At 69.3% G+C, this 19,134-nt stretch carries 15 protein-coding genes and 1 pseudogene; 5 read left to right on the plus strand and 11 right to left on the minus strand.

The window, feature by feature from the left end:
- Positions 1-32: 32 nt before the first annotated feature.
- From O1G22_RS19665 to O1G22_RS19690, 6 genes are all read right to left on the minus strand, one after another.
- Complete coding sequence (locus tag O1G22_RS19665) at positions 33-1,139, minus strand: sugar ABC transporter substrate-binding protein (protein ID WP_270082532.1); 1,107 nt, start codon at positions 1,137-1,139, stop codon at positions 33-35.
- Between the two features lie 243 nt (positions 1,140-1,382).
- Complete coding sequence (locus O1G22_RS19670) at positions 1,383-1,832, minus strand: heat shock protein transcriptional repressor HspR (RefSeq protein WP_225097407.1); 450 nt, start codon at positions 1,830-1,832, stop codon at positions 1,383-1,385.
- 5 nt (positions 1,833-1,837) lie between these two features.
- A complete protein-coding gene (gene dnaJ / locus O1G22_RS19675) occupies positions 1,838-3,010 on the minus strand; it encodes a molecular chaperone DnaJ (protein WP_270082533.1) in 1,173 nt (390 codons plus the stop codon).
- Between the two features lie 36 nt (positions 3,011-3,046).
- Positions 3,047-3,712 (minus strand): nucleotide exchange factor GrpE, encoded by a 666-nt coding sequence (gene grpE / locus O1G22_RS19680; RefSeq protein ID WP_270082534.1) that lies wholly within the window; start codon positions 3,710-3,712, stop codon positions 3,047-3,049.
- Entirely contained in the window at positions 3,709-5,553 is a 1,845-nt protein-coding gene (gene dnaK / locus O1G22_RS19685) for a molecular chaperone DnaK (RefSeq protein ID WP_225097410.1), read from the minus strand. Before dnaK ends, grpE begins: the two co-directional genes overlap by 4 nt.
- Positions 5,554-5,647: 94 nt before the next feature.
- Positions 5,648-6,679: an MraY family glycosyltransferase gene (locus O1G22_RS19690; protein ID WP_270082535.1), complete on the minus strand. Its 1,032-nt coding sequence runs from the start codon at positions 6,677-6,679 to the stop codon at positions 5,648-5,650.
- A gap of 185 nt (positions 6,680-6,864) precedes the next feature.
- Here O1G22_RS19690 and O1G22_RS19695 point away from each other — a divergent pair, with 185 nt between their 5' ends.
- Entirely contained in the window at positions 6,865-9,147 is a 2,283-nt protein-coding gene (locus O1G22_RS19695) for a (Fe-S)-binding protein (RefSeq protein ID WP_270082536.1), read from the plus strand.
- A 144-nt stretch (positions 9,148-9,291) separates the two neighbouring features.
- Here the strand turns inward: O1G22_RS19695 and O1G22_RS19700 are convergent.
- Positions 9,292-9,390, minus strand: a pseudogene (locus O1G22_RS19700) (antibiotic biosynthesis monooxygenase); the annotation flags it as partial.
- A 169-nt stretch (positions 9,391-9,559) separates the two neighbouring features.
- Here O1G22_RS19700 and O1G22_RS19705 point away from each other — a divergent pair.
- Complete coding sequence (locus O1G22_RS19705; RefSeq protein WP_270082537.1) at positions 9,560-10,006, plus strand: hypothetical protein; 447 nt, start codon at positions 9,560-9,562, stop codon at positions 10,004-10,006.
- Positions 10,007-10,122: 116 nt separating this feature from the next.
- On the plus strand, positions 10,123-11,889 hold the full coding sequence (locus tag O1G22_RS19710; RefSeq protein ID WP_270082538.1) for a DUF4012 domain-containing protein: 1,767 nt from the start codon (positions 10,123-10,125) through the stop codon (positions 11,887-11,889).
- A 328-nt stretch (positions 11,890-12,217) separates the two neighbouring features.
- On the opposite strand, the gene O1G22_RS19715 is transcribed toward O1G22_RS19710, so the two are convergent.
- A complete protein-coding gene (locus O1G22_RS19715; RefSeq protein ID WP_270082539.1) occupies positions 12,218-13,672 on the minus strand; it encodes an oligosaccharide flippase family protein in 1,455 nt (484 codons plus the stop codon).
- Positions 13,673-13,741: 69 nt separating this feature from the next.
- Entirely contained in the window at positions 13,742-15,130 is a 1,389-nt protein-coding gene (locus O1G22_RS19720) for an O-antigen ligase family protein (RefSeq protein WP_270082540.1), read from the minus strand.
- A 172-nt stretch (positions 15,131-15,302) separates the two neighbouring features.
- Here O1G22_RS19720 and O1G22_RS19725 point away from each other — a divergent pair, with 172 nt between their 5' ends.
- Entirely contained in the window at positions 15,303-16,727 is a 1,425-nt protein-coding gene (locus tag O1G22_RS19725) for a tyrosine-protein kinase domain-containing protein (protein WP_270082541.1), read from the plus strand.
- A complete protein-coding gene (locus O1G22_RS19730; protein ID WP_270082542.1) occupies positions 16,724-17,290 on the plus strand; it encodes an arsenate reductase/protein-tyrosine-phosphatase family protein in 567 nt (188 codons plus the stop codon). Before O1G22_RS19725 ends, O1G22_RS19730 begins: the two co-directional genes overlap by 4 nt.
- On the opposite strand, the gene O1G22_RS19735 is transcribed toward O1G22_RS19730, so the two are convergent.
- Together O1G22_RS19735 and O1G22_RS19740 are read right to left on the minus strand one after the other, a co-directional pair.
- Positions 17,266-18,270: a polysaccharide deacetylase family protein gene (locus O1G22_RS19735; RefSeq protein WP_270082543.1), complete on the minus strand. Its 1,005-nt coding sequence runs from the start codon at positions 18,268-18,270 to the stop codon at positions 17,266-17,268. The two genes, O1G22_RS19730 and O1G22_RS19735, sit on opposite strands and share 25 nt — an antisense overlap.
- Positions 18,267-19,112 (minus strand): class I SAM-dependent methyltransferase, encoded by an 846-nt coding sequence (locus O1G22_RS19740; RefSeq protein WP_270082544.1) that lies wholly within the window; start codon positions 19,110-19,112, stop codon positions 18,267-18,269. The genes O1G22_RS19735 and O1G22_RS19740 overlap by 4 nt, the downstream gene beginning before the upstream one ends.
- Between the last annotated feature and the right edge of the window lie 22 nt (positions 19,113-19,134).

Here is a 19,134-nt window from a genome sequence, read left to right on the forward strand (position 1 = left end):
CACGGCTCACCCCTCACCCCGGGGTGTGCGCCTCACTTCAGGCCGACCTGGGCGCACTCCGCCTTGTACTTGGCGGTGCAGATGTCGCCCACCGTGTAGATGCCGTCCGCGATGACCGTGGACTTGATGTTGCTCTTGGTCAGGGCGACCGGCTGGATCAGCTTGGCCGGGATGCTCTTGGTGGTGGGGCTGTCGACCTTGTCCTGGGTGAGGGCGTCGAACTGGATGTCCTTGCCCTGGACCTTGGCGACGGCCATCTGGGCCGCGGCCTGCGCCTCGTCCGGGTAGGACTTGTAGACACTCATGTACTGCTCGTCGTTCAGGATCCGCTGGACCGCGTCGAGTTCCGCGTCCTGGCCGGTGATCGGGGGCAGGCTGGTGACGCCGGCCGCCTTCAGGGCCTTGATGACGCCGCCCGCCATGCCGTCGTTGGCGGAGTAGACCGCGGCGATGTTGTTCTTGCCGATCTCGCCGATCGCCTTGGCCATGTTGGCCTCGGCCGTCTCCGGCTTCCACTTGAGGGTGTCGTACGACGCCGCGATCGTCACCTTGCCGTTCAGCTCGGAGAGCGCGCCCTCCTTGAACTGCTTGGCGTTGGGGTCGGTGGGCGAGCCGTTGATCATGACGATCTTCTCGGAGGTGTCGACGTGCGAGCCGAGCGCCTCCAGCAGAGAGCGGCCCTGCACCTCGCCGACCAACTCGTTGTCGAAGGAGACGTACGCGTCGATCGGGCCCTCGGCGAGCCGGTCGTAGGCGATGACCGGGATGCCCGCGTCCTTGGCCTTCTGCACCTCGCCGGCGATCGCGTGCGCGTCGACCGCGTCGAGCAGGATGACGTCGACCTTGTCGTCGATCATCTTCTGCATCTGCTGGTTCTGCTGCGAGGCGTCCGTGTCGGCGTTGGCGTAGTCGACCTTGCCCTGGTTCTTGGTGAGTTCGGCGACCTGGGACTTGATGATGGGGTAGTCGAACTTGTCGTACCGGGTGTTCGCCTTCTCCGGCAGCAGCAGACCCACCGTGAGGTCGTTGCCCTTGCTCGGGCTCGCGCTCGCGCTGTCCCCCGTCGCTCCCAGCATGCCGCAGCCGGCGAGCGAGAGGGTCATCGTGGTGGCGGCCACGGATATGGCGATACGACGCATGCGGGGGCTCACTTCAAGTGCGTTCCGGACGTGGTGGCTCCTATAGGACCCAGGTGTCTGAAAAGACAACGCGGCGGCCACACCTGGCGTCAAGCGGAACTACTTAACGAGTGCGCAACACCACGCACAGCTGACCCTGTGAAGGGGGAGCGGAATCACCTTCAAACGCCCTTTACGGACCCTCCATTCAACGGGAGTTCATGAGAAGGCAAAAAAGGGGCCCGGAATCCGGGCCCCTTTCGGTCAGTCGTTGTGCTGCCGTTTCGGCCGCCACACCACCAGCGCGCTGGTCTGCTGCACCTCCTGGTACGGCACCAGGTCGCGGCGGTAGGAGGCGTGCACGGCGGCCTCGCGCTGCTGCATCGCGGCCGCCGCGCCGTCCAGGGCCGCCTCCAGCTCCGCGACGCGGGACTGGAGCGCGGCGACCTGGTTCTCCAGTTCGATGATGCGCTTGATGCCGGCCAGGTTGATGCCCTCGTCCTGCGACAACTGCTGGACGGTGCGCAGCAGTTCGATGTCGCGGGCCGAGTAGCGGCGGCCCCGCCCGGCGGTCCGGTCCGGTGAGACCAGACCCAGGCGGTCGTACTGGCGCAGCGTCTGCGGGTGGAGTCCGGAGAGCTGGGCCGCCACCGAGATGACGTAGACCGGGGTCTCCTCGGTCAGTTCATACGGGTTACGCCGACGGCCGTCCATCACTCTCAGTCTCCCTTCGCGGCCTCGAACAGCTCCGCCCGCGGGTCCTCGTCCGCGGTCGCCTCGCGATACGCCTCCAGTGCGTCACGAGCCTTCCCCGACAGGTCCTTCGGGACACGCACCTCGACGGTGACCAGCAGGTCGCCTCGGGTGCCGTCCTTGCGGACCGCGCCCTTGCCCCGGGCGCGCATCGTGCGGCCGTTCGGGGTGCCGGGCGGGAGCTTCAGGGTGACGGCGGGGCCGCCGAGCGTCGGCACCCGCACCTCGCCGCCGAGGGCCGCCTCGGCGAACGTCACCGGGACGGTGACGGTGAGGTTGTCGTCCTTGCGGCCGAACACCGGGTGCGCGCCGACGTGAACCATCACGTACAGGTCGCCCGCAGGTCCGCCCCGCTCGCCGGGCGCGCCCTTGCCGCGCAGCCGGATCCGCTGCCCGTCGGTCACCCCGGCCGGGATACGGACCTGCATCGTGCGCGACGACTTCGCGCGGCCGCTGCCCTTGCACTCCAGGCAGGGGTGCTCGGCGATCAGGCCGCGCCCCTTGCAGTCGGGGCAGGGGTCGGTGAGCGAGAACCCGCCGCCCGAGCCCCGCGCGACCTGGCCGGTGCCGACGCAGGTCGGGCACACGCGCGGTGTGCCGTTCTTGTCGCCGGTGCCCGAACAGGCCTTGCAGGGCGCCTGGGAGGACATCCTGAGGGGCACCGTGGCGCCCTCGATGGCCTCCGTGAAGCTCAGCGTGACCTCGGTGTCGATGTCCTGGCCGCGGCGCGGCTGGGTACGTGTCGTCCCCGTGCCGCCGCGGTTGAACAGGCCCCCGAAGACGTCACCGAGTCCGCCGCCGAAGCCTCCGCCCTGGGTGGTCGTGCCGCCTCCGAAGAGGTCGCCCAGGTCGAAGTTGAAGGAGCCGCCGCCGGCGCCCGGTCCGGGGCGGAAGCCGCCGTTGCCGAACAGGGCGCGTGCCTCGTCGTACTCCTTGCGCTTCTTGGGGTCGCCGAGTATGTCGTTCGCCTCGGAGATCTCCTTGAAGCGCTCCTCGGCCTTGGCGTTGCCCTTGTTGGCGTCCGGGTGGAACTCGCGGGCGAGCTTCCGGTACGCCTTCTTGATCTCGGCCTCGGTGGCGTCCTTGGGGACGCCGAGGACCTTGTAGTAGTCCTTCTCGATGAAGTCCTTGGTGCTCATCCCCGACGTCCCTCCTTCCTGTCTGCGGTGATTACGTCAGCCCTCCTCCGGGCCACCGTTCTCCTTGTCGTCGGCCTTCTTCGCCTCGGTCTTCTTCTCCTCGGCGCCCTCGGCCTTGACGGTCTGCGCACCCGGCTGGGGCTCGGCGACGGCCACCCGCGCGGGGCGGATGGTGCGCTCGCCGATGCGATACCCGGGCTGCAGGATCGCCACGCAGGTCGTCTCCGTGACGTCCGGCGCGTAACTGTGCATCAGGGCCTCGTGGATCGTCGGGTCGAAGGGCTCGCCCTCCTTGCCGAACTGCTGCAGGCCCATCTTGGCCGCGACGGTCTCCAGCGACTCGGCCACCGACTTGAAGCCGCCGACCAGCTCGCCGTGTTCCCGTGCGCGGCCGATGTCGTCGAGCACGGGCAGGAGCTCGGTCAGGAGGTTCGCGATGGCGATCTCCTTGACCGCGATCCGGTCACGCTCGACCCGGCGGCGGTAGTTCTGGTACTCGGCCTGGAGGCGCTGGAGGTCCGTCGTGCGCTCGCTGAGCGCGGTGCGCACCTGGTCCAGCTGGGCCACCAGACCCACATCTGCGGTTCCGTCCCCGGCCGGGGCCGCCCCCTCCTTGGGGGCGGCCTTCGACTCGGCGTCGTCGGGGGTCGCGCCGGAGGGGACGTCGGGCTTCTCCTCGAAGCCCGGGGTCTCCTCCGTCACGCGGCACCGTCCTTGCGCTCGTCGTCCACGATCTCGGCGTCGACGACGTCGTCGTCAGCCTTGGCACCACCGGCGGTGGCACCCTCCGGGCCACCGGCCTGCGCGGCCTGGGCGTCGGCGTACATGGCCTGGCCGAGCTTCTGCGAGACGGCCGCGACCTTCTCGGTGGCCGTGCGGATCTCGGCGGTGTCCTCGCCCTTGAGCTTCTCCTTCAGCTCGGCGACGGCGGCCTCGACCTCGGTCTTGATCTCGCCCGGGACCTTGTCCTCGTTGTCCTTGAGGAACTTCTCCGTCTGGTAGACGAGCTGCTCGCCCTGGTTGCGGGTCTCGGCGGCCTCGCGGCGGCGGTGGTCCTCCTCCGCGTACTGCTCGGCCTCCTGGCGCATCCGGTCGACCTCGTCCTTCGGCAGCGAGGAGCCGCCGGTGACGGTCATCTTCTGCTCCTTGCCCGTGCCCAGGTCCTTGGCGGTCACGTGCATGATGCCGTTGGCGTCGATGTCGAAGGACACCTCGATCTGCGGGACACCGCGCGGGGCCGGCGGCAGACCGGTCAGCTCGAACATGCCGAGCTTCTTGTTGTACGCCGCGATCTCACGCTCGCCCTGGTAGACCTGGATCTGCACCGACGGCTGGTTGTCCTCGGCCGTCGTGAAGATCTCGGAGCGCTTGGTCGGGATCGTGGTGTTGCGCTCGATCAGCTTGGTCATGATGCCGCCCTTGGTCTCGATACCGAGGGACAGCGGGGTGACGTCGAGCAGCAGGACGTCCTTGACCTCGCCCTTGAGGACACCGGCCTGGAGCGAGGCGCCGATGGCGACGACCTCGTCCGGGTTCACACCCTTGTTGGCCTCCTTGCCGCCGGTCAGCTCCTTGACGAGCTCGGCGACGGCGGGCATACGGGTGGAGCCACCGACGAGCACCACGTGGTCGATCTCGGACAGGGCGATGCCCGCGTCCTTGATGACGTTGTGGAACGGGGTCTTGGTGCGCTCCAGCAGGTCGGCCGTCAGCTGCTGGAACTGGGCGCGGGTGAGCTTCTCGTCCAGGTGCAGCGGGCCCTCGGCGGACGCCGTGATGTAGGGCAGGTTGATCGAGGTCTCGGTGGACGAGGACAGCTCGATCTTGGCCTTCTCGGCAGCCTCACGGAGGCGCTGGAGGGCCATCTTGTCCTTGCTCAGGTCCACGCCGTGTCCGGACTGGAACTGCTTGACCAGGAAGTCGACGATGCGCTGGTCCCAGTCGTCACCACCGAGGTGGTTGTCACCGTTGGTGGCCTTCACCTCGACGACGCCGTCGCCGATCTCCAGCAGGGACACGTCGAAGGTGCCGCCGCCGAGGTCGAAGACGAGGATCGTCTGGTCGTCCTTGTCGAGGCCGTAGGCCAGCGCGGCGGCCGTCGGCTCGTTGACGATGCGCAGGACGTTCAGACCGGCGATCTCACCGGCCTCCTTGGTCGCCTGGCGCTCGGAGTCGTTGAAGTACGCCGGGACGGTGATGACCGCGTCGGTCACCTTCTCGCCCAGGTACGCCTCGGCGTCGCGCTTCAGCTTCTGCAGGATGAAGGCGGAGATCTGCTGCGGGTTGAAGTCCTTCCCGTCCAGCGCGATCTTCCAGTCGGTGCCCATGTGGCGCTTCACCGAGCGGATGGTGCGGTCCACGTTGGTGACCGCCTGGCGCTTGGCGACCTCGCCGACGAGCACCTCGCCGTTCTTGGCGAAGGCGACGACGGACGGCGTGGTCCTGGCGCCCTCGGCGTTGGTGATGACGGTGGGCTCGCCGCCCTCCAGAACGCTGACGACGGAGTTAGTCGTGCCCAGGTCGATGCCGACCGCACGTGCCATGGTTGATTCCTCCAGCTGACTTGAGTGGAACGGACTCAAGTGTGCACGACGGCTCCCGCTGGGTCAACAGACCTGAGTCAAGGGGACTCAAGTCTTATCCGTTCCTTACACGCAATGGGCCTCTGACCTGCACAGATGTCATGTGCGGAGGCCGCTGGACAGGGATTCGGGCAGGAATCCGAAGGAGTACGGCGACGGCGAGCAGCACCCCTCCGCCCACCCACAGCGCGGCCCCCTCCCCCGTCCACCCAGTGTGTACGAGCACCCCCACGAGCACCGAGGAGAACGAGCCGGCACCCAGCAGCACGACCGAGCCCGCCGGGGTGAGCCCGAGCCGGCGCAGCGGGTGCGCGAGATGGTCGGGGCCGCGCCGCAGCAGCGGACGCCGGGCGAGGCGCCGGGCGAGGACCACCAGGACGGCGTCGGCGACGGCGACGGCACCGAAGCACACCGCCACGGCCGCGCTCGGCGCGAGCTCGTACCCCGCGCGCGTGAGGACGATCGACGACGACAGCAGGAATCCGGTGAACAGCGAGCCGCAGGCGCCGAGCCCGATCCGCGCGGGCGGCCAGTTGTGCATCAGGAAGCCGGTGAGGGCGGCGGCGAAGACGCTCAGCAGCGCGGCGAGCCCGTCCAGCACCTCGGCGGCGGCACAGGCCCCGGCCCCGAAGGCGGTGACGACCCCGACGGTCCCCGCCAGCCCGTCCGCGTGATCGAGCCCCTTGAAGGCGAGCGAGGCGACGACGATCCAGCCGACCGCGAGCACCCCGCCCGCCACCCCTGTCTCCTCGTACGGCACCACGCAGACCGCCGCCACGGCCGTACCGGCGACGAGCACACGCGCGCGGAGCCGCCACACGTCCGCGACCAGGCCCAGCCCGGCGAGCGCGGCGGCGGCGGCCAGCAGCCGGCCGACACCGTCCCCGAGCGGCGCGATCCCGCTCCACTCACCGGCCCAGGCCACCAGGCAGGTGACGGCCACCACGGCGAACCCGCCGAGCAGCGGCAGACGGCGCTGCAGGCGCCGGTCGACGATGCCCGCCCGCAGCGCGAGTCCGCGCAGCATCGCCGCGAGGACGGCGGCGAGCAGAAGGGCGGCGGTAGCGGCGGCGATCCCGTAGAGCACGGCTCTAAGGTAGGGGCGAATGTAGCAATTCGGTACGAATAACACGATCCGATGAGTCGGGGATGACGCGCATCACCCGGAGGCCTGCTGCATCCCGACGGATGATGGGGGTAGTCTCAGACGGACTACATAAGTTACCGCTTAGTAATATCGCTCAGTTCTCAAGGCCGCCCTCAGGAGCCCCAATGCAACTCGCCGCGATCATCGTGTCGCTGGTCCTGATCGTGGTCGGCGTGGCTCTGTTCGGCCGCGCCCTCCTGCAGATCTACCGCTTCATGCGGATGGGCCAGCCGGTTCCGGCCGGGACCCGGACCAACGACCCCGCTCAGCGCACCGTCACCGTAGCCAGAGAGTTCCTCGGCCACACCCGGATGAACCGCTGGGGCGTCGTCGGGGTGGCGCACTGGTTCGTGGCGATCGGCTTCTACACGCTGCTGCTGACGATCGTCAACGCCATCGGCCAGCTCTTCAAGGCCGACTGGATCCTGCCGGTCATCGGCGACTGGACGCCGTACAACGTCTTCGTCGAGTTCATCGGCACGACGACGGTGCTCGGCATCGCGGTCCTGGTCGTGATCCGCCAGCTGAGCAGGTCGGACAAGCCGGGCCGCAAGTCCCGCTTCGCCGGCTCCAACTGGGGTCAGGCGTACTTCGTCGAGACCGTCATCCTCATCGTCGGCGTCTGCATCTTCATGCTGCACGCCCTTGAGGGCGCCCAGCACCACGTCGACGGCTACGAGGCCTCGTTCTTCATCTCGTACCCGGTCGTGTCGTGGCTGAAGGGCATGGACGTCTCCACCCTCCAGAACCTCACCTACTTCTTCGCCGGCCTGAAGATCGCGACGTCGTTCATCTGGATGATCGTGGTCGCCCTGAAGACCGACATGGGCGTGGCCTGGCACCGCTTCCTGGCCTTCCCCAACATCTGGTTCAAGCGCAACGCCACCGGCGAGACCTCCCTGGGCGCCCTGCTCCCGATGACCTCCGGCGGCAAGCCGATCAACTTCGAGGACCCGGGCGAGGACGACGTCTTCGGCGTCTCCCAGGTCGAGCAGTTCTCCTGGAAGGGCCTGCTGGACTTCTCCACCTGCACCGAGTGCGGCCGCTGCCAGTCCCAGTGCCCGGCCTGGAACACCGGCAAGCCGCTCTCCCCCAAGCTCCTCATCATGTCCCTGCGGGACAACGCCCACGCCAAGGCGCCGTACCTGCTGGCCGGCGGCGGCAAGACGGCGGAGGGCGAGGAGAAGGCGTCCGAGGAGCAGCTCGCCGGTGTGCCCGCCGCCGCTCTGGTCGAGGCCGAGCGGCCGCTGATCGGCACCGCCGAGGAGAACGGCGTCATCGACCCGGACGTGCTGTGGTCCTGCACCACCTGCGGCGCCTGCGTCGAGCAGTGCCCGGTGGACATCGAGCACGTCGACCACATCGTCGACATGCGCCGCTACCAGGTCATGATCGAGTCCGCGTTCCCCTCCGAGGCGGGCACGATGCTCAAGAACCTGGAGAAGAAGGGCAACCCCTGGGGCCTGGCCAAGAAGCAGCGCCTGGAGTGGACCAAGGAGGTCGACTTCGAGGTCCCCGTCGTCGGCAAGGACATCGAGGACCTCTCCGAGGTCGAGTACCTGTACTGGGTCGGCTGCGCGGGCGCGCTGGAGGACCGCGCCAAGAAGACGACGAAGGCCTTCGCGGAGCTCCTCCACATCGCGGGCGTGAAGTTCGCCATCATGGGCGGCGACGAGAAGTGCACCGGTGACTCGGCGCGGCGGCTGGGCAACGAGCCGCTGTTCCAGGAGCTCGGCATGGAGAACGTCGCCGCGCTGAACATGGCCTTCGGCGAGGAGACCGACGAGGACGGCAACGTCACGCCGGAGTCGAAGAAGCCGAAGTCGGCCAAGAAGATCGTCGCCACCTGCCCGCACTGCCTCAACACCATCGGCAACGAGTACCCCCAGCTCGGCGGCGACTACGAGGTCATCCACCACACCCAGCTGCTCCAGCACCTGGTCGACGAGGGCAAGCTCATCCCCGTCACCCCGGTCGAGGGCATCATCACCTACCACGACCCCTGCTACCTCGGCCGCCACAACAAGATCTACACGCCCCCGCGCGAGATCATCGGCAAGGTCCCCGGCCTGCGCAACGAGGAGATGCACCGCCACAAGGAACGCGGCTTCTGCTGCGGCGCCGGCGGCGCGCGGATGTGGATGGAAGAGCGCATCGGCAAGCGCATCAACAACGAGCGCGTCGACGAGGCGTTGAGCCTGAACCCGGACATCGTCTCCACCGCCTGCCCGTTCTGCCTCGTCATGCTCACCGACTCGGTCAACGGCAAGAAGAACGAGGGCAAGGCCAAGGAGTCCATCCAGGTCGTGGACGTCGCCCAGCTCCTCCTCGACTCCGTCAAGACCCCGGTCGACCCGGCCGGCGAGGCCGAGTCCGAGAGAGAGCCGGAGCCCGAGCCGGTGAAGTGACCGCGGCTCTTGGACGTACGGCGCCCCCTGCTTCGCACAGGCAGGGGGCGCCGTCGTATCTGGCTCAGTTCAGCCGCTCCAGCCGCCGGCCCCGGCTCTCCGCGACACGCAGGGCGTCGGCGAGGGCTTGGGTCAGGCACTCGCGGAGTTCTCCACCGCGTGGGCCCGCGAGGCGAACCGCTTCTCCAGCACCTCCCGCTGCTCGGCGGGGACAGACAGCACGTTGATCTTGACTACGCTCATGTATCCATCCTGGACCATGCTCCGGTGGCGGCCGACGGAGGACAGTGCTACACCATCTGGTGAGTCATGTCGGCAAAAGCGTTATTTGTCCCGCTTATTTCTCATTCATTCCACTATCCAGTTCTTGGTAGAGAGCTGCCGCCAAGATCGATTCGAGGAGTGGAAGCGAATGAAGACATCGCCAAGATGGCGATCCGTTCTGGCCTCAGCCATCACGGCCGTCGCGCTCGCCGCGGCCCCGCTGGCGAGCGCGGGGACGGCCTATGCCGGTGACAACGACAACCCTTACCCGCCGAAGCCGCACCACCACCACGAGCACGAGCACGAGCACGAGAAGCCGGAGTATCCGCCGAAGCCGCCGAAGCCACACCACCACGACCACGAGGAGCACGGCGAGGACCACGAGCACGGCCAGGAGCACGAGCACGGCCAGGACGACGAGCACGGCAAGGACGACGAGCACGGCAAGGAGCACGGGCACCACGGTCCGCCGCACCTCGCCAACACCGGTGACAGCCACAGCAAGGAGAAGCTGGCGCTGGGTGGTGCCGCGGCGGGCCTGATCGCTGCGGGCGCCGGCACCATGCTGGTCGCGCGGCGTCGCCGTAGCTCATGACGTTGCCGAAAGTACGGATGTTCTTCCCGAGGCGTCCTGGGCGTGCCCAGGACGCCGGACGACGGGCGCGCCGAGCAGATCGGCGCGCCCTCGGGCCTCTTGCCAGGAACATGCTGTTGGCCGCCGCCGCTCTTCCCCCGGCGGCGGCCGCCTGGATCGGAATCACGGGCTGGTTCGCCCGCACCGAACTCCTCGCCGCACAGCACGATCTGACCGCGCTGCGGCAGGCGATGGCGGCCACGGCGAAAGCCCACCCCGCCGGGACCGCCGCCGCGGGCGCCCCGGCGGAGTCCGCAGCGGAGCGCCTGCTGCGCTCCGCGGCCACGCACGCCGCCCGCGCGCACTGGCTCACCACGGGGCCGGCCTGGTACACCGCCGCCCAGGTGCCGTTCGCCGGCGGCCCCCTCCGGACCGTGCGCGGCATCGCCGAGGCCTCGGACCGGCTGGCCGGCCAGGTACTGCCGCCACTGGTGCGGGCCGTCCCGCAGCTCACGGCGGGCGCCCACGCGGGGGGCATCCCGCGGGTGCTCACCCAACTCGAAGGGCAGGCGCCCGCGTTCGAGCGAGCCGCGCGGGTCGCGGCCCAGGTGCGGGGCGACGTCCGCCGGCTGGCGGGCTCCACCTGGCTGCCGGCGGTCGACCGCGGCCGTGAGCAGCTGTCGGACCAGCTCGACCGGCTCGTCCCGCAGACGGCCGACGTCGCCGTCGCGGCCCGTGCCGTGCCGCCCATGCTCGGGGCGCACGGCCCCCGGCACTACTTCCTGTCCTTCCAGAACACGGCCGAGGCCCGGGGCACCGGGGGCCTGCCCGGAGCCTTCGCCGTGCTGCGGGCCGACCGGGGCCGGCTGTCCTTCGAACGCTTCGGCAACGACACCGAGATGGACGGTGTCCGCACCGACGTGAACCTCGGGTCCGAGTTCGCGGACCAGTACGGCGACAACGGACCCGGCGAGATCTGGCAGAACTCCAACATGAGCCCGCACTTCCCGTACGCGGCCCGCATCTGGACCTCGTACTGGCGGACGCACACCGGCCGTGACCTGGACGGAGCGATCGCCATCGACCCCGCCACGCTCGGCCGACTGCTGGGCGCCACCGGGCCCGCCCGGCTGGCCGACGGCACCGCGCTCACCGCCGACAACGCGGTGGACCTCACCGAGCGGACCAGCTACGCCGCGTACGAGAACGTCGGAGAGCGCAAGGCGTTCTTCGTCGAGGCCGCGAGCGCCGCAGCCAAGCAGTTGATGCACGCGGCCGACGACCCGGGCCTGCTCCCCGCGCTGCTGCGGGCCGTGCACGATGTGCAGCAAGAGGGCCGCCTGCAGGTGTGGAGCGCACACGGGGCCGAGGAACGGCTGCTGGAGTCACGGCCGTTCGGCGGCGCGCTGCCTGACACGCCCGGCCCCTTCGCGGGGCTCGTGGTGAACAACGCGGCGGGCACCAAGCTGGACTACTACCTGGACCGGAGCCTTGTCTGGGCGCCCGGCGCCTGCACCGACAACGGCCGGAAAGTCACCGTGACCGTGACGCTCACCAACCGGGCGCCGGCTTCCGGCCTGCCCGATTACGTCACGGTGCGCGCAGACCACCCGGACTACCGCACCAGGCCTGGTGACAACCGGCTGTTGGTGTCCTACTACGCCGGCCGGGGGGCGAGCCTGACGCGGGCCACCCTGGACGGCCACCCGGTCGAGCTGATCCCCGGCGTCGAACGCGGTCACCCCGTGTACACCCTCGACCTGGAGCTGCCCCGACAGTCCAGCCGCACGCTGGTGCTGCATCTGAACGAGCCCGACGCCGACGGCTCCCCGACGATCCTGCGCCAGGCCCTGGTGACTCCACTGCACACCACGGTGAAGCCCGCGGCTCCGTGCGCGTCCTGAACGGAGCCGATCGCCCGGCCTCCTGCTGGGCAGCCACACACTGCTGCCCGAGGGGCCACGTCGGACGACCAGTGCCAGGTGACAGGCCCCCACCTGGACGACACGGCGCCGACCAGGTGGTGACGCCGGCTTGCACGGCAGCTGCGGGGCGCGGCTGCCGTGCACCCATCCGGCCCACCTGACCGGGATCACCGTGTGGCCATCCAACCCAGGGCAAGGCGGTCGCGGACGACTCCGCCGCGCACAGCCGTCGTCCACATGTCCCGCAGACCGCCCGGCCGCGAGAACTGCCGTGCGCGGCCGCACTGCTCGGCCGCGCCAAGGCTGATCACGCGGCAAGGCCGCGAGAGACAGCTGCCGAGTACAGCGGGAGCCGACGTCGCAGCACCACACACACCAGTCCCACCGGCAACATGCCCAGCAGACCGTGCACGACCTGGGACAGCGGTCCCCGGCCGTAGTCGGCCGCCAGGTACCCGCTGACGCACAGCGCGGCACCGACGCCCGCATGGACGAGGTACGGCCGGACGAGCGCAGACAACGAGCACACCCCGGCCCGATGCCAGCGGACGAGCTGCTCCACGTGGCCGAGGCCTGCTGCGACCGAAGCTGCCACGGCGACGAACGCCATACTCTGACCAGCAGTCACCGACGACACCACGAGGACCACCGTAGCCACGAGCACGAGCAGTTGGGTCCGCAGCAGGCTGCCCATCGCCTTGCGGATCTCGTCCGCGGCATAGCTGACCTGGCACAGCAGCACGAAGGGGGCACCCAGGGCCAGCACGGGCATCAGCGCGCCCGCCGGTCCCCAGCCGGGCCCGAGCAGGAGCTCCAACGCGGCCGGGCCCACCCCCGCCAGAATGCCGAAGGCGATGAACGCGACGGCGGAGGCCGCACTGAGCACATCGGGCAGGACTGTGGCGAGCGACCGCCCTTCGCCGTTGATCCGGGCCAGTGACGGCATCACGGCTTTCCGCAGACTCTGGCACAGGACGCTGACCGGTAGGCTCACCGCGAGTGTCGCGCGGGAGAACTGACCGGCTGCGGCCGGTCCCAGAAACCGGGTGACGGCCCACAGAGACACGTCGGCCGCCGTCATCTGGATCATCCCGTAGCCGGCGAACGCCCCGGAGATGCGGAGCATGTCGCGAGCCGGTACCAGGGGTCCGTCCACGAGGGGCAGGCGTGCCAGCCGCACAGCTGCCACCATGAGAGTCACCGTGGGTGTCACCACCTGGGAGATCACCAGCCCGTACGGGCTCCAGCCCAGTTCGAGCAGGACGGCACCGACCGCCATGCCGACGAACTGAGCCCCGGTCTCTGTGACAGAGCAGAAGCGGGCACGGTCCATGCGGCGCAGCGCCGCGACGGCCACCAGCGAGGCAGGCTGGGCGAGGAAGTAGAGGCCGTAGAGCTGCACGATCGGCCGGACTTCCGGCAGCCCCCACACGGTGGCCGCCAGTGGGGCCACCGCCTGGCTGACTGCGCAGCAGAGGAGACCACTGAGCAGGGAGACGCGGTACGCGGTCCGGACGGTCTGCCGCGTGAGCTGCTCCGCTCGCATCAGGTAGGTGGCGAGCCCTGCTCCGGCGACATAGCCGAGCACGGTGAGAGCCGCGGCGGCCGCGGCGAACGCCCCGAAGCTCTGGGGGAGCACCACGCGGGCGGTGTAGGCGGTGTAGCAGAGTTGGATCACCGTGGCGACGATCGCCGAGCCATAGTTCCAGACCAGGGCGACCAGCGCGGTACGTGCCTCGGATACTGCGGTGTCGGTGGACAAGGGCTCCCCATCTCACAGAGCATGCCGCGGGCGGTGAGGACCGCGGGAAACCGATGGTGTCCGATCGCCCTACCGGCCCGAACCGGTGTGCGTCGCTGCGGCGGAACCCACCGCCTCCAGCCTCTTCCTGACGCCGCACGGGTACCGGGCGTGCGGCGCCGGGTGTGGCAACGTGTACAACCCTGCCGGCTCCGGCTCCGGCTCGGCCCCGGAGCCTCGGACGGCTGCCAGCAGAATCGTGATGTCCAGGACTACCAGCACGAGGTAGGGGCTGAAGCCGACGCCTCGCAGCGGCGCCTCGGTCAGACACGTGACCGTCGTGATCGCTACCAGGGACGGGGACAGCCCCGCACTCACGCGTGCGGTACGTGAAGCCGCCAGCAGCAGCACCGCCGCGAAGGCGAGCAGTCCGAGCATGCCGATCAGCCCCGAGGTACCGAGGGTCTGATAGAGCTGGCTGTGGGCGTGTTCGTACAGACCTCGAACCGGCGAGAAACGGTCGCTGAAAAGTGTCGGGCCGTATCCCCACAGGGGATCGGAGTGAAAGGCCAGCATCGCCATCTCCCAGACCTCGGTGCGGCCATGAACGGACGTCAACTCGCCGTCGCTGGCGAGCCGTCCGATCTGGCCCGTCAGAGCCAGCACCAAGGGCAGTGAGCAGGCGACGAAGGCCAGCGCCAGGCCGCGGACCAGAAGGGGGTGCATCCGGCGCGCGACGCCACGGCGGTAGAGAAACAGAAGCGCCACCAGAGTCGCCATCCAGGCCGTGCGCGACTGGGCCAGAAGCAGAACGACAGCGGCCGCGGCGCTGTGCAACAGCCACAGCCGGCGTCGATGCAGCGGGGCGAGTTCCACGACGAGAGTGGCGGCGGCCAGGACACCCAGCAGGATGGGGTGGTTGGTGAGACCGAGGAGTCGGGACGATCCCATCACCGGCAGCCGCAGGTTGACGATATAGCTCGTGGACAGAGCCCAGTCGGGCATGATGACCAATGCCCCGAGGCTGCCCCACGTGTAGACACGCAGGACTGCCCGAAGTCGCGGCAGCAGTTCACCCAACTCAACGGGTGGGGCTGCGTAAAGTGCGGCGACGGCCAAGGGTGCCAGCCACAACCGCCAGTCTCCGGCGCCACCGTGGGCACCGAACAGACCCGACAGCACTGGACCGCAGTACATGGCGATCACTGCCACTACGAGTGACACGCCACGGTGTCGAGCGGCGGGCGGAGGCGCAGCCAGCGAGAAGACCAGGACGGCGACCAGCAGGGTGATCGTCGCCAGCGCGTAGAGCTCACCCGCGTGGAGCCGCCAATCCGTCGGCGTCACCTCGGCGGTTGTCGCACCCCAGTCGACAGCGCCGCCGGGAGGTGACGAAGCACGGTCCCACACAACGGTGGCGAAGAAGGCAGGGCTCAGCCCGATCACCCACAGAGCGGCGGTTGCAAGGCGGGCGGCCACGGCTGGGGCTCGATGGCGCACGTGGACTCCTCAAGTGAGTGAGGTTGAGGGGCGCGTATCCGCAAAACGGTCAAACGCCCCTAAGATCTCTATAAGGGGATATCTCAAGTCTCGATGCTGAGCCGGGGGTATCTCGGATGCCACAACCGGAACAACCCGAAGGAGTGCAACCTTGGACCTGGGCGGCTTTCTCAAAGCACTAGCCCGACGGTGGCTTTCCGTCACCGCCCTGACGCTCCTCGGCCTGGGCGCCGGAATCGCCTTCACGGCGTACTCGACTCCCCGCTACCAGGCCGGCAGTCAGATCTTCGTGTCCACGCGCACCGCGTCCGACATCACGGCACTCAACCAGGGCAGCGCGTTTTCACAGGCGAGGGTGCAGTCCTACGCCGACATCATCTCCAGTCCCCTGATCGCCGCACCGGTTGTCCGTCAGCTCGGACTCGACATGACGCCGGCTCAGCTCGCCGGGCACATCAGTGCCAGCGTGAAACTCAACACGGTGCTCATCGACATCACCGTCACCGACACCAGCCCTGCGCGATCAGCAATGATCGCCAACTTCGTAGCGCGCGAAGCGAGCAGACAGCTCGTCAGCCTTGAGACACCTCCGGGGCAAAAGGCTGCTCCTGTGAACATCGGCATTACGCGCAATGCCCAGCCGCCGACGACTCCGATCAGCCCGAAGCCCCTGCTCAACGGCGCAGCCGGGCTGCTCGCCGGTCTCGTCGCCGGTGTGGCTCTCGCCGTCCTTCGGGACACCCTCGACACCACCCTGCACACCAGCCACGCGCTGGCCGAGGCGACACGACTGGCCACGCTCGGCGGCATCCCGTACGACAAGAGGGCTCCGGGCAGCCCGCTCGCGGCCGGCTCGGCGGCCTACGGCGCCCGTGCCGAGGCATTCCGGCTTCTGCGTACCAACCTGCAGTTCGCCCAGGTCGACCGGAAACCGCGCGTGATCATGGTGACTAGCGCGCTGCCGGGCGAAGGGAAGACCAACACGGCCGCCAACCTCGCGCTTTCCCTGGCCGAGACCGGTGGCAAGGTCTGCCTGGTCGATGCCGATCTGCGCAATCCGTGCGTGGCCAAGAACTTCGGGCTCGTCCAGGACGCCGGCCTCACCAGCGTCCTCATCGGCCAGGCCACCGCTGACGAGGTGTTGCAGGAGTGCGGAGAACACGGCCTCCTCGTGCTCACCTCGGGCCCCATGCCGCCGAATCCGGCGGAGCTGCTCTCCTCCGACCGGATGAGGCAGATCCTGGAGGGCCTGGCCGAGAGCTTCGACACCGTCGTCGTGGACAGCGCCCCCCTGCTGCCCGTCGCCGACACCGTGGGCCTCGCCCCGGCCGTCGACGGCACAGTCCTCGTAGTCCGTGCCAGGCGCACTCCGGCCGAACGGGCGAAGGCTGCGGTCGACGCCCTGCACTCGGTCAACGCCCCTGTTCTCGGTGCGGTGTTGAGTATGGTCACCGTGAAGCACAAGGGTTACGGCTACGGTTACGGCTACGGATATGGACAGCGCCCCACCGAGGCCAAGAATCTTCTGGCGGCGCCCCGGAAGGCGGAGGCCGACAAGATCGGAACAGCGGGGTGACCGTGTTCCACCTGCTGTTCGTCTGCACCGGCAACATGTACCGTTCGCCGATCGCCGAGCGGCTGCTCCCCTTGCACCTGGGCCCGGCCGCCGACGGCTTCCGGATCGGCAGCGCCGGCACGATGGCGCGGCCGGGGACACCGATGAGCCCGGACAGCGTGACCATGATCGAGGGACTCGGCGGGCAGGCGTCAGGCTTCGCCACCCGTCGGCTGTCGGCCGAGCTGATCGGCTCGGCCGACCTGGTGCTCGGCCTTGCGCGCGAGCATCGCGAGGCCGCGGTACAGCTCCTGCCGACGGCGCTGCGGCGCTGCTTCACGCTGGAGGAGTTCGTGCGTCTCACCAGGGAACGGTCTGTCGTGAACGGTCCTCGGGCCGCGGTCGCCCAGGCGGCCGTGGCCCGAGGCAGGACCTCTCCGGCGGCCCCGGGGGCGGACGACATCGAGGATCCCGACGGCCGTCCCCTGGCGGAGCTGCGCGACTGCGCGGCCCGGATCGACCAGGCGCTGCGGCACGTGGCCGCAGCGCTCACAGCCGGTCAGGACCTGTTGCTGAGCGGCTGAACCGCTCCCACGACAGCTCGGGCCGCCCCCCGCCCGGCCCGGAACAGGGCCGGGTGAAGCCCGGAAAGGATGGTTTCCATCCGGTCCACGCTGGTCCGGCTGGAGACCACCAGCCGGTCGATGCGCAGGGGATGGCAGGCACCCGGGGTGGCCAGCCGGTGGTTGTACAGGAATCCGGAGCGATAGCCGGCCTGCGCGAGGAAGCGGTGAGCCCGCTCGTCGACGTTGCCGTTCGGATATGCGAAGGAGGTCGGCGGACGGCCGACCAGGTGCGTCAGCCGCTCGTGTGCCTCCAGCACCTCTCGCCGCACCTGATCGTCGTCGCACCGGTCGAGGCAGGGGTGGGTCAGCGTGTGGTTGCCGACGACGACACCGCCCTCCTCCAGCTCCCGCAGTTCAGCGCCGGTCAGCTGCCGCGGCCGGGGGCTGGGCACAGTGGCCGTGGCCCGGAGTTCCGACAGCGCGAGCTGCCGCTCACGTTCTGGCAGCAGCTTCAGGGTGTGCGGCGTGATCTCGGGACGGGTGGGCGGTACCCGGTGCGTGGTGCCGCCGTTCCTGACCAGATGCTCGGCCTCGTCCCACCAGAAAGGGGCGTCGGTGCCCACCAGCCCGGGGATGACGAAGCAGACGGCCGGAACGCCGCGCGCCGCCAGCAGCGGCAGCGCATGGGTGTACACGCTGCGGTCACCGTCGTCGAACGTGACGAGCACGCTGTGGTCCGACAGCGCCCGGCCACCATGGACTGCCTCCTCGACCCGCTCCAGCGAGACCGGCACGAACCGCCGCTGGAGGAGGTCGAGATGAGCCTTGAAGGTTTCGGGGTCATCCACGCCGTGGTAACCGAGGACCGCCAGACGGCCGACAGCCCTTCGACGGAACCATGCCTGAGCGGGCGAGCGGCGCAGCGCGGCGTCGGCGCCCTGCCAGGCGTCACATCGCGCGTACCAGCGGGCGAGCCTGGCCCTGGCCGCCGGGTTCACGCCCGGACCAGGGAGGGGAACGACGCGCCGATGCCGACGCCCCGGTACCAGTGGTCGAGCGGCTTCTCGCTGAAGTGAAGGAACTCCCGCTGCTGCTCCTCGGCCCAGCGAGACAGCTCCGGCCAGCAGTAAGTCTTCGTCGCCACCACCACCGCGTGCGGAGCCAGCAGCGGAGCCCCTGCGAGGAGTTCCGCGCGCTCGTGTTCCGGGGTGTGGCCGGTGTCCACGAAGAAGAGATCGATCGGCTGCTGCCTGGCCACCGGGCCGGCGAGGAATTCGAGCGAGTCACCGACCACATGCTCGACGACCTTGTCGTAGGGCGGCAGGATCAACTCGCCCGAGCGGTCGTCGATGTCGGCGGTGGCGAGCCGGCCCCGGCCGTTGCGCAGGAGAGCGGCGGCGATCACCGCACTGCCCAGCCCCCGGTTGGTGCCGGTCTCCACCACGAACTCGGGGCGGAGCGCCCGGACGAAGGCGTACCAGCCGATCCGCCGACCGTAGCGGACGACCTTGTCGGTGCTGGCGCTCCGGCTGCTGCGGGCCAGGCCCTCAGCCATGACGCGGCGCAGCTCGGCGTCCTCCTGCAGCTCCTTCAGGTAGCCCCGTACGGTGGCCACCCTGGTGCCCGTCGCCGTTGCGACGAACCAGGCCAGGTGCTCCATGTTGAGAGGTTCGAGGTCGTAGGTGTAGTGAACGTGCTCACGGGAACGCACCAGCCAGGAAGCGGACAGTCTGGCGATGCGGGCATTGTGCTGAACCACGTTCGCGAGCCGGAGCGGGAAGCCGGCGAGGGGCGCCAGCGGACTGGCGGCAATTCGTCGGGTCAGCGCATTGTGCTTCATAACTGCTCCTAATGAGTCTTCT

This window comes from Streptomyces camelliae, assembly GCF_027625935.1.
Classification (GTDB): Bacteria; Actinomycetota; Actinomycetes; order Streptomycetales; family Streptomycetaceae; genus Streptomyces; species Streptomyces camelliae.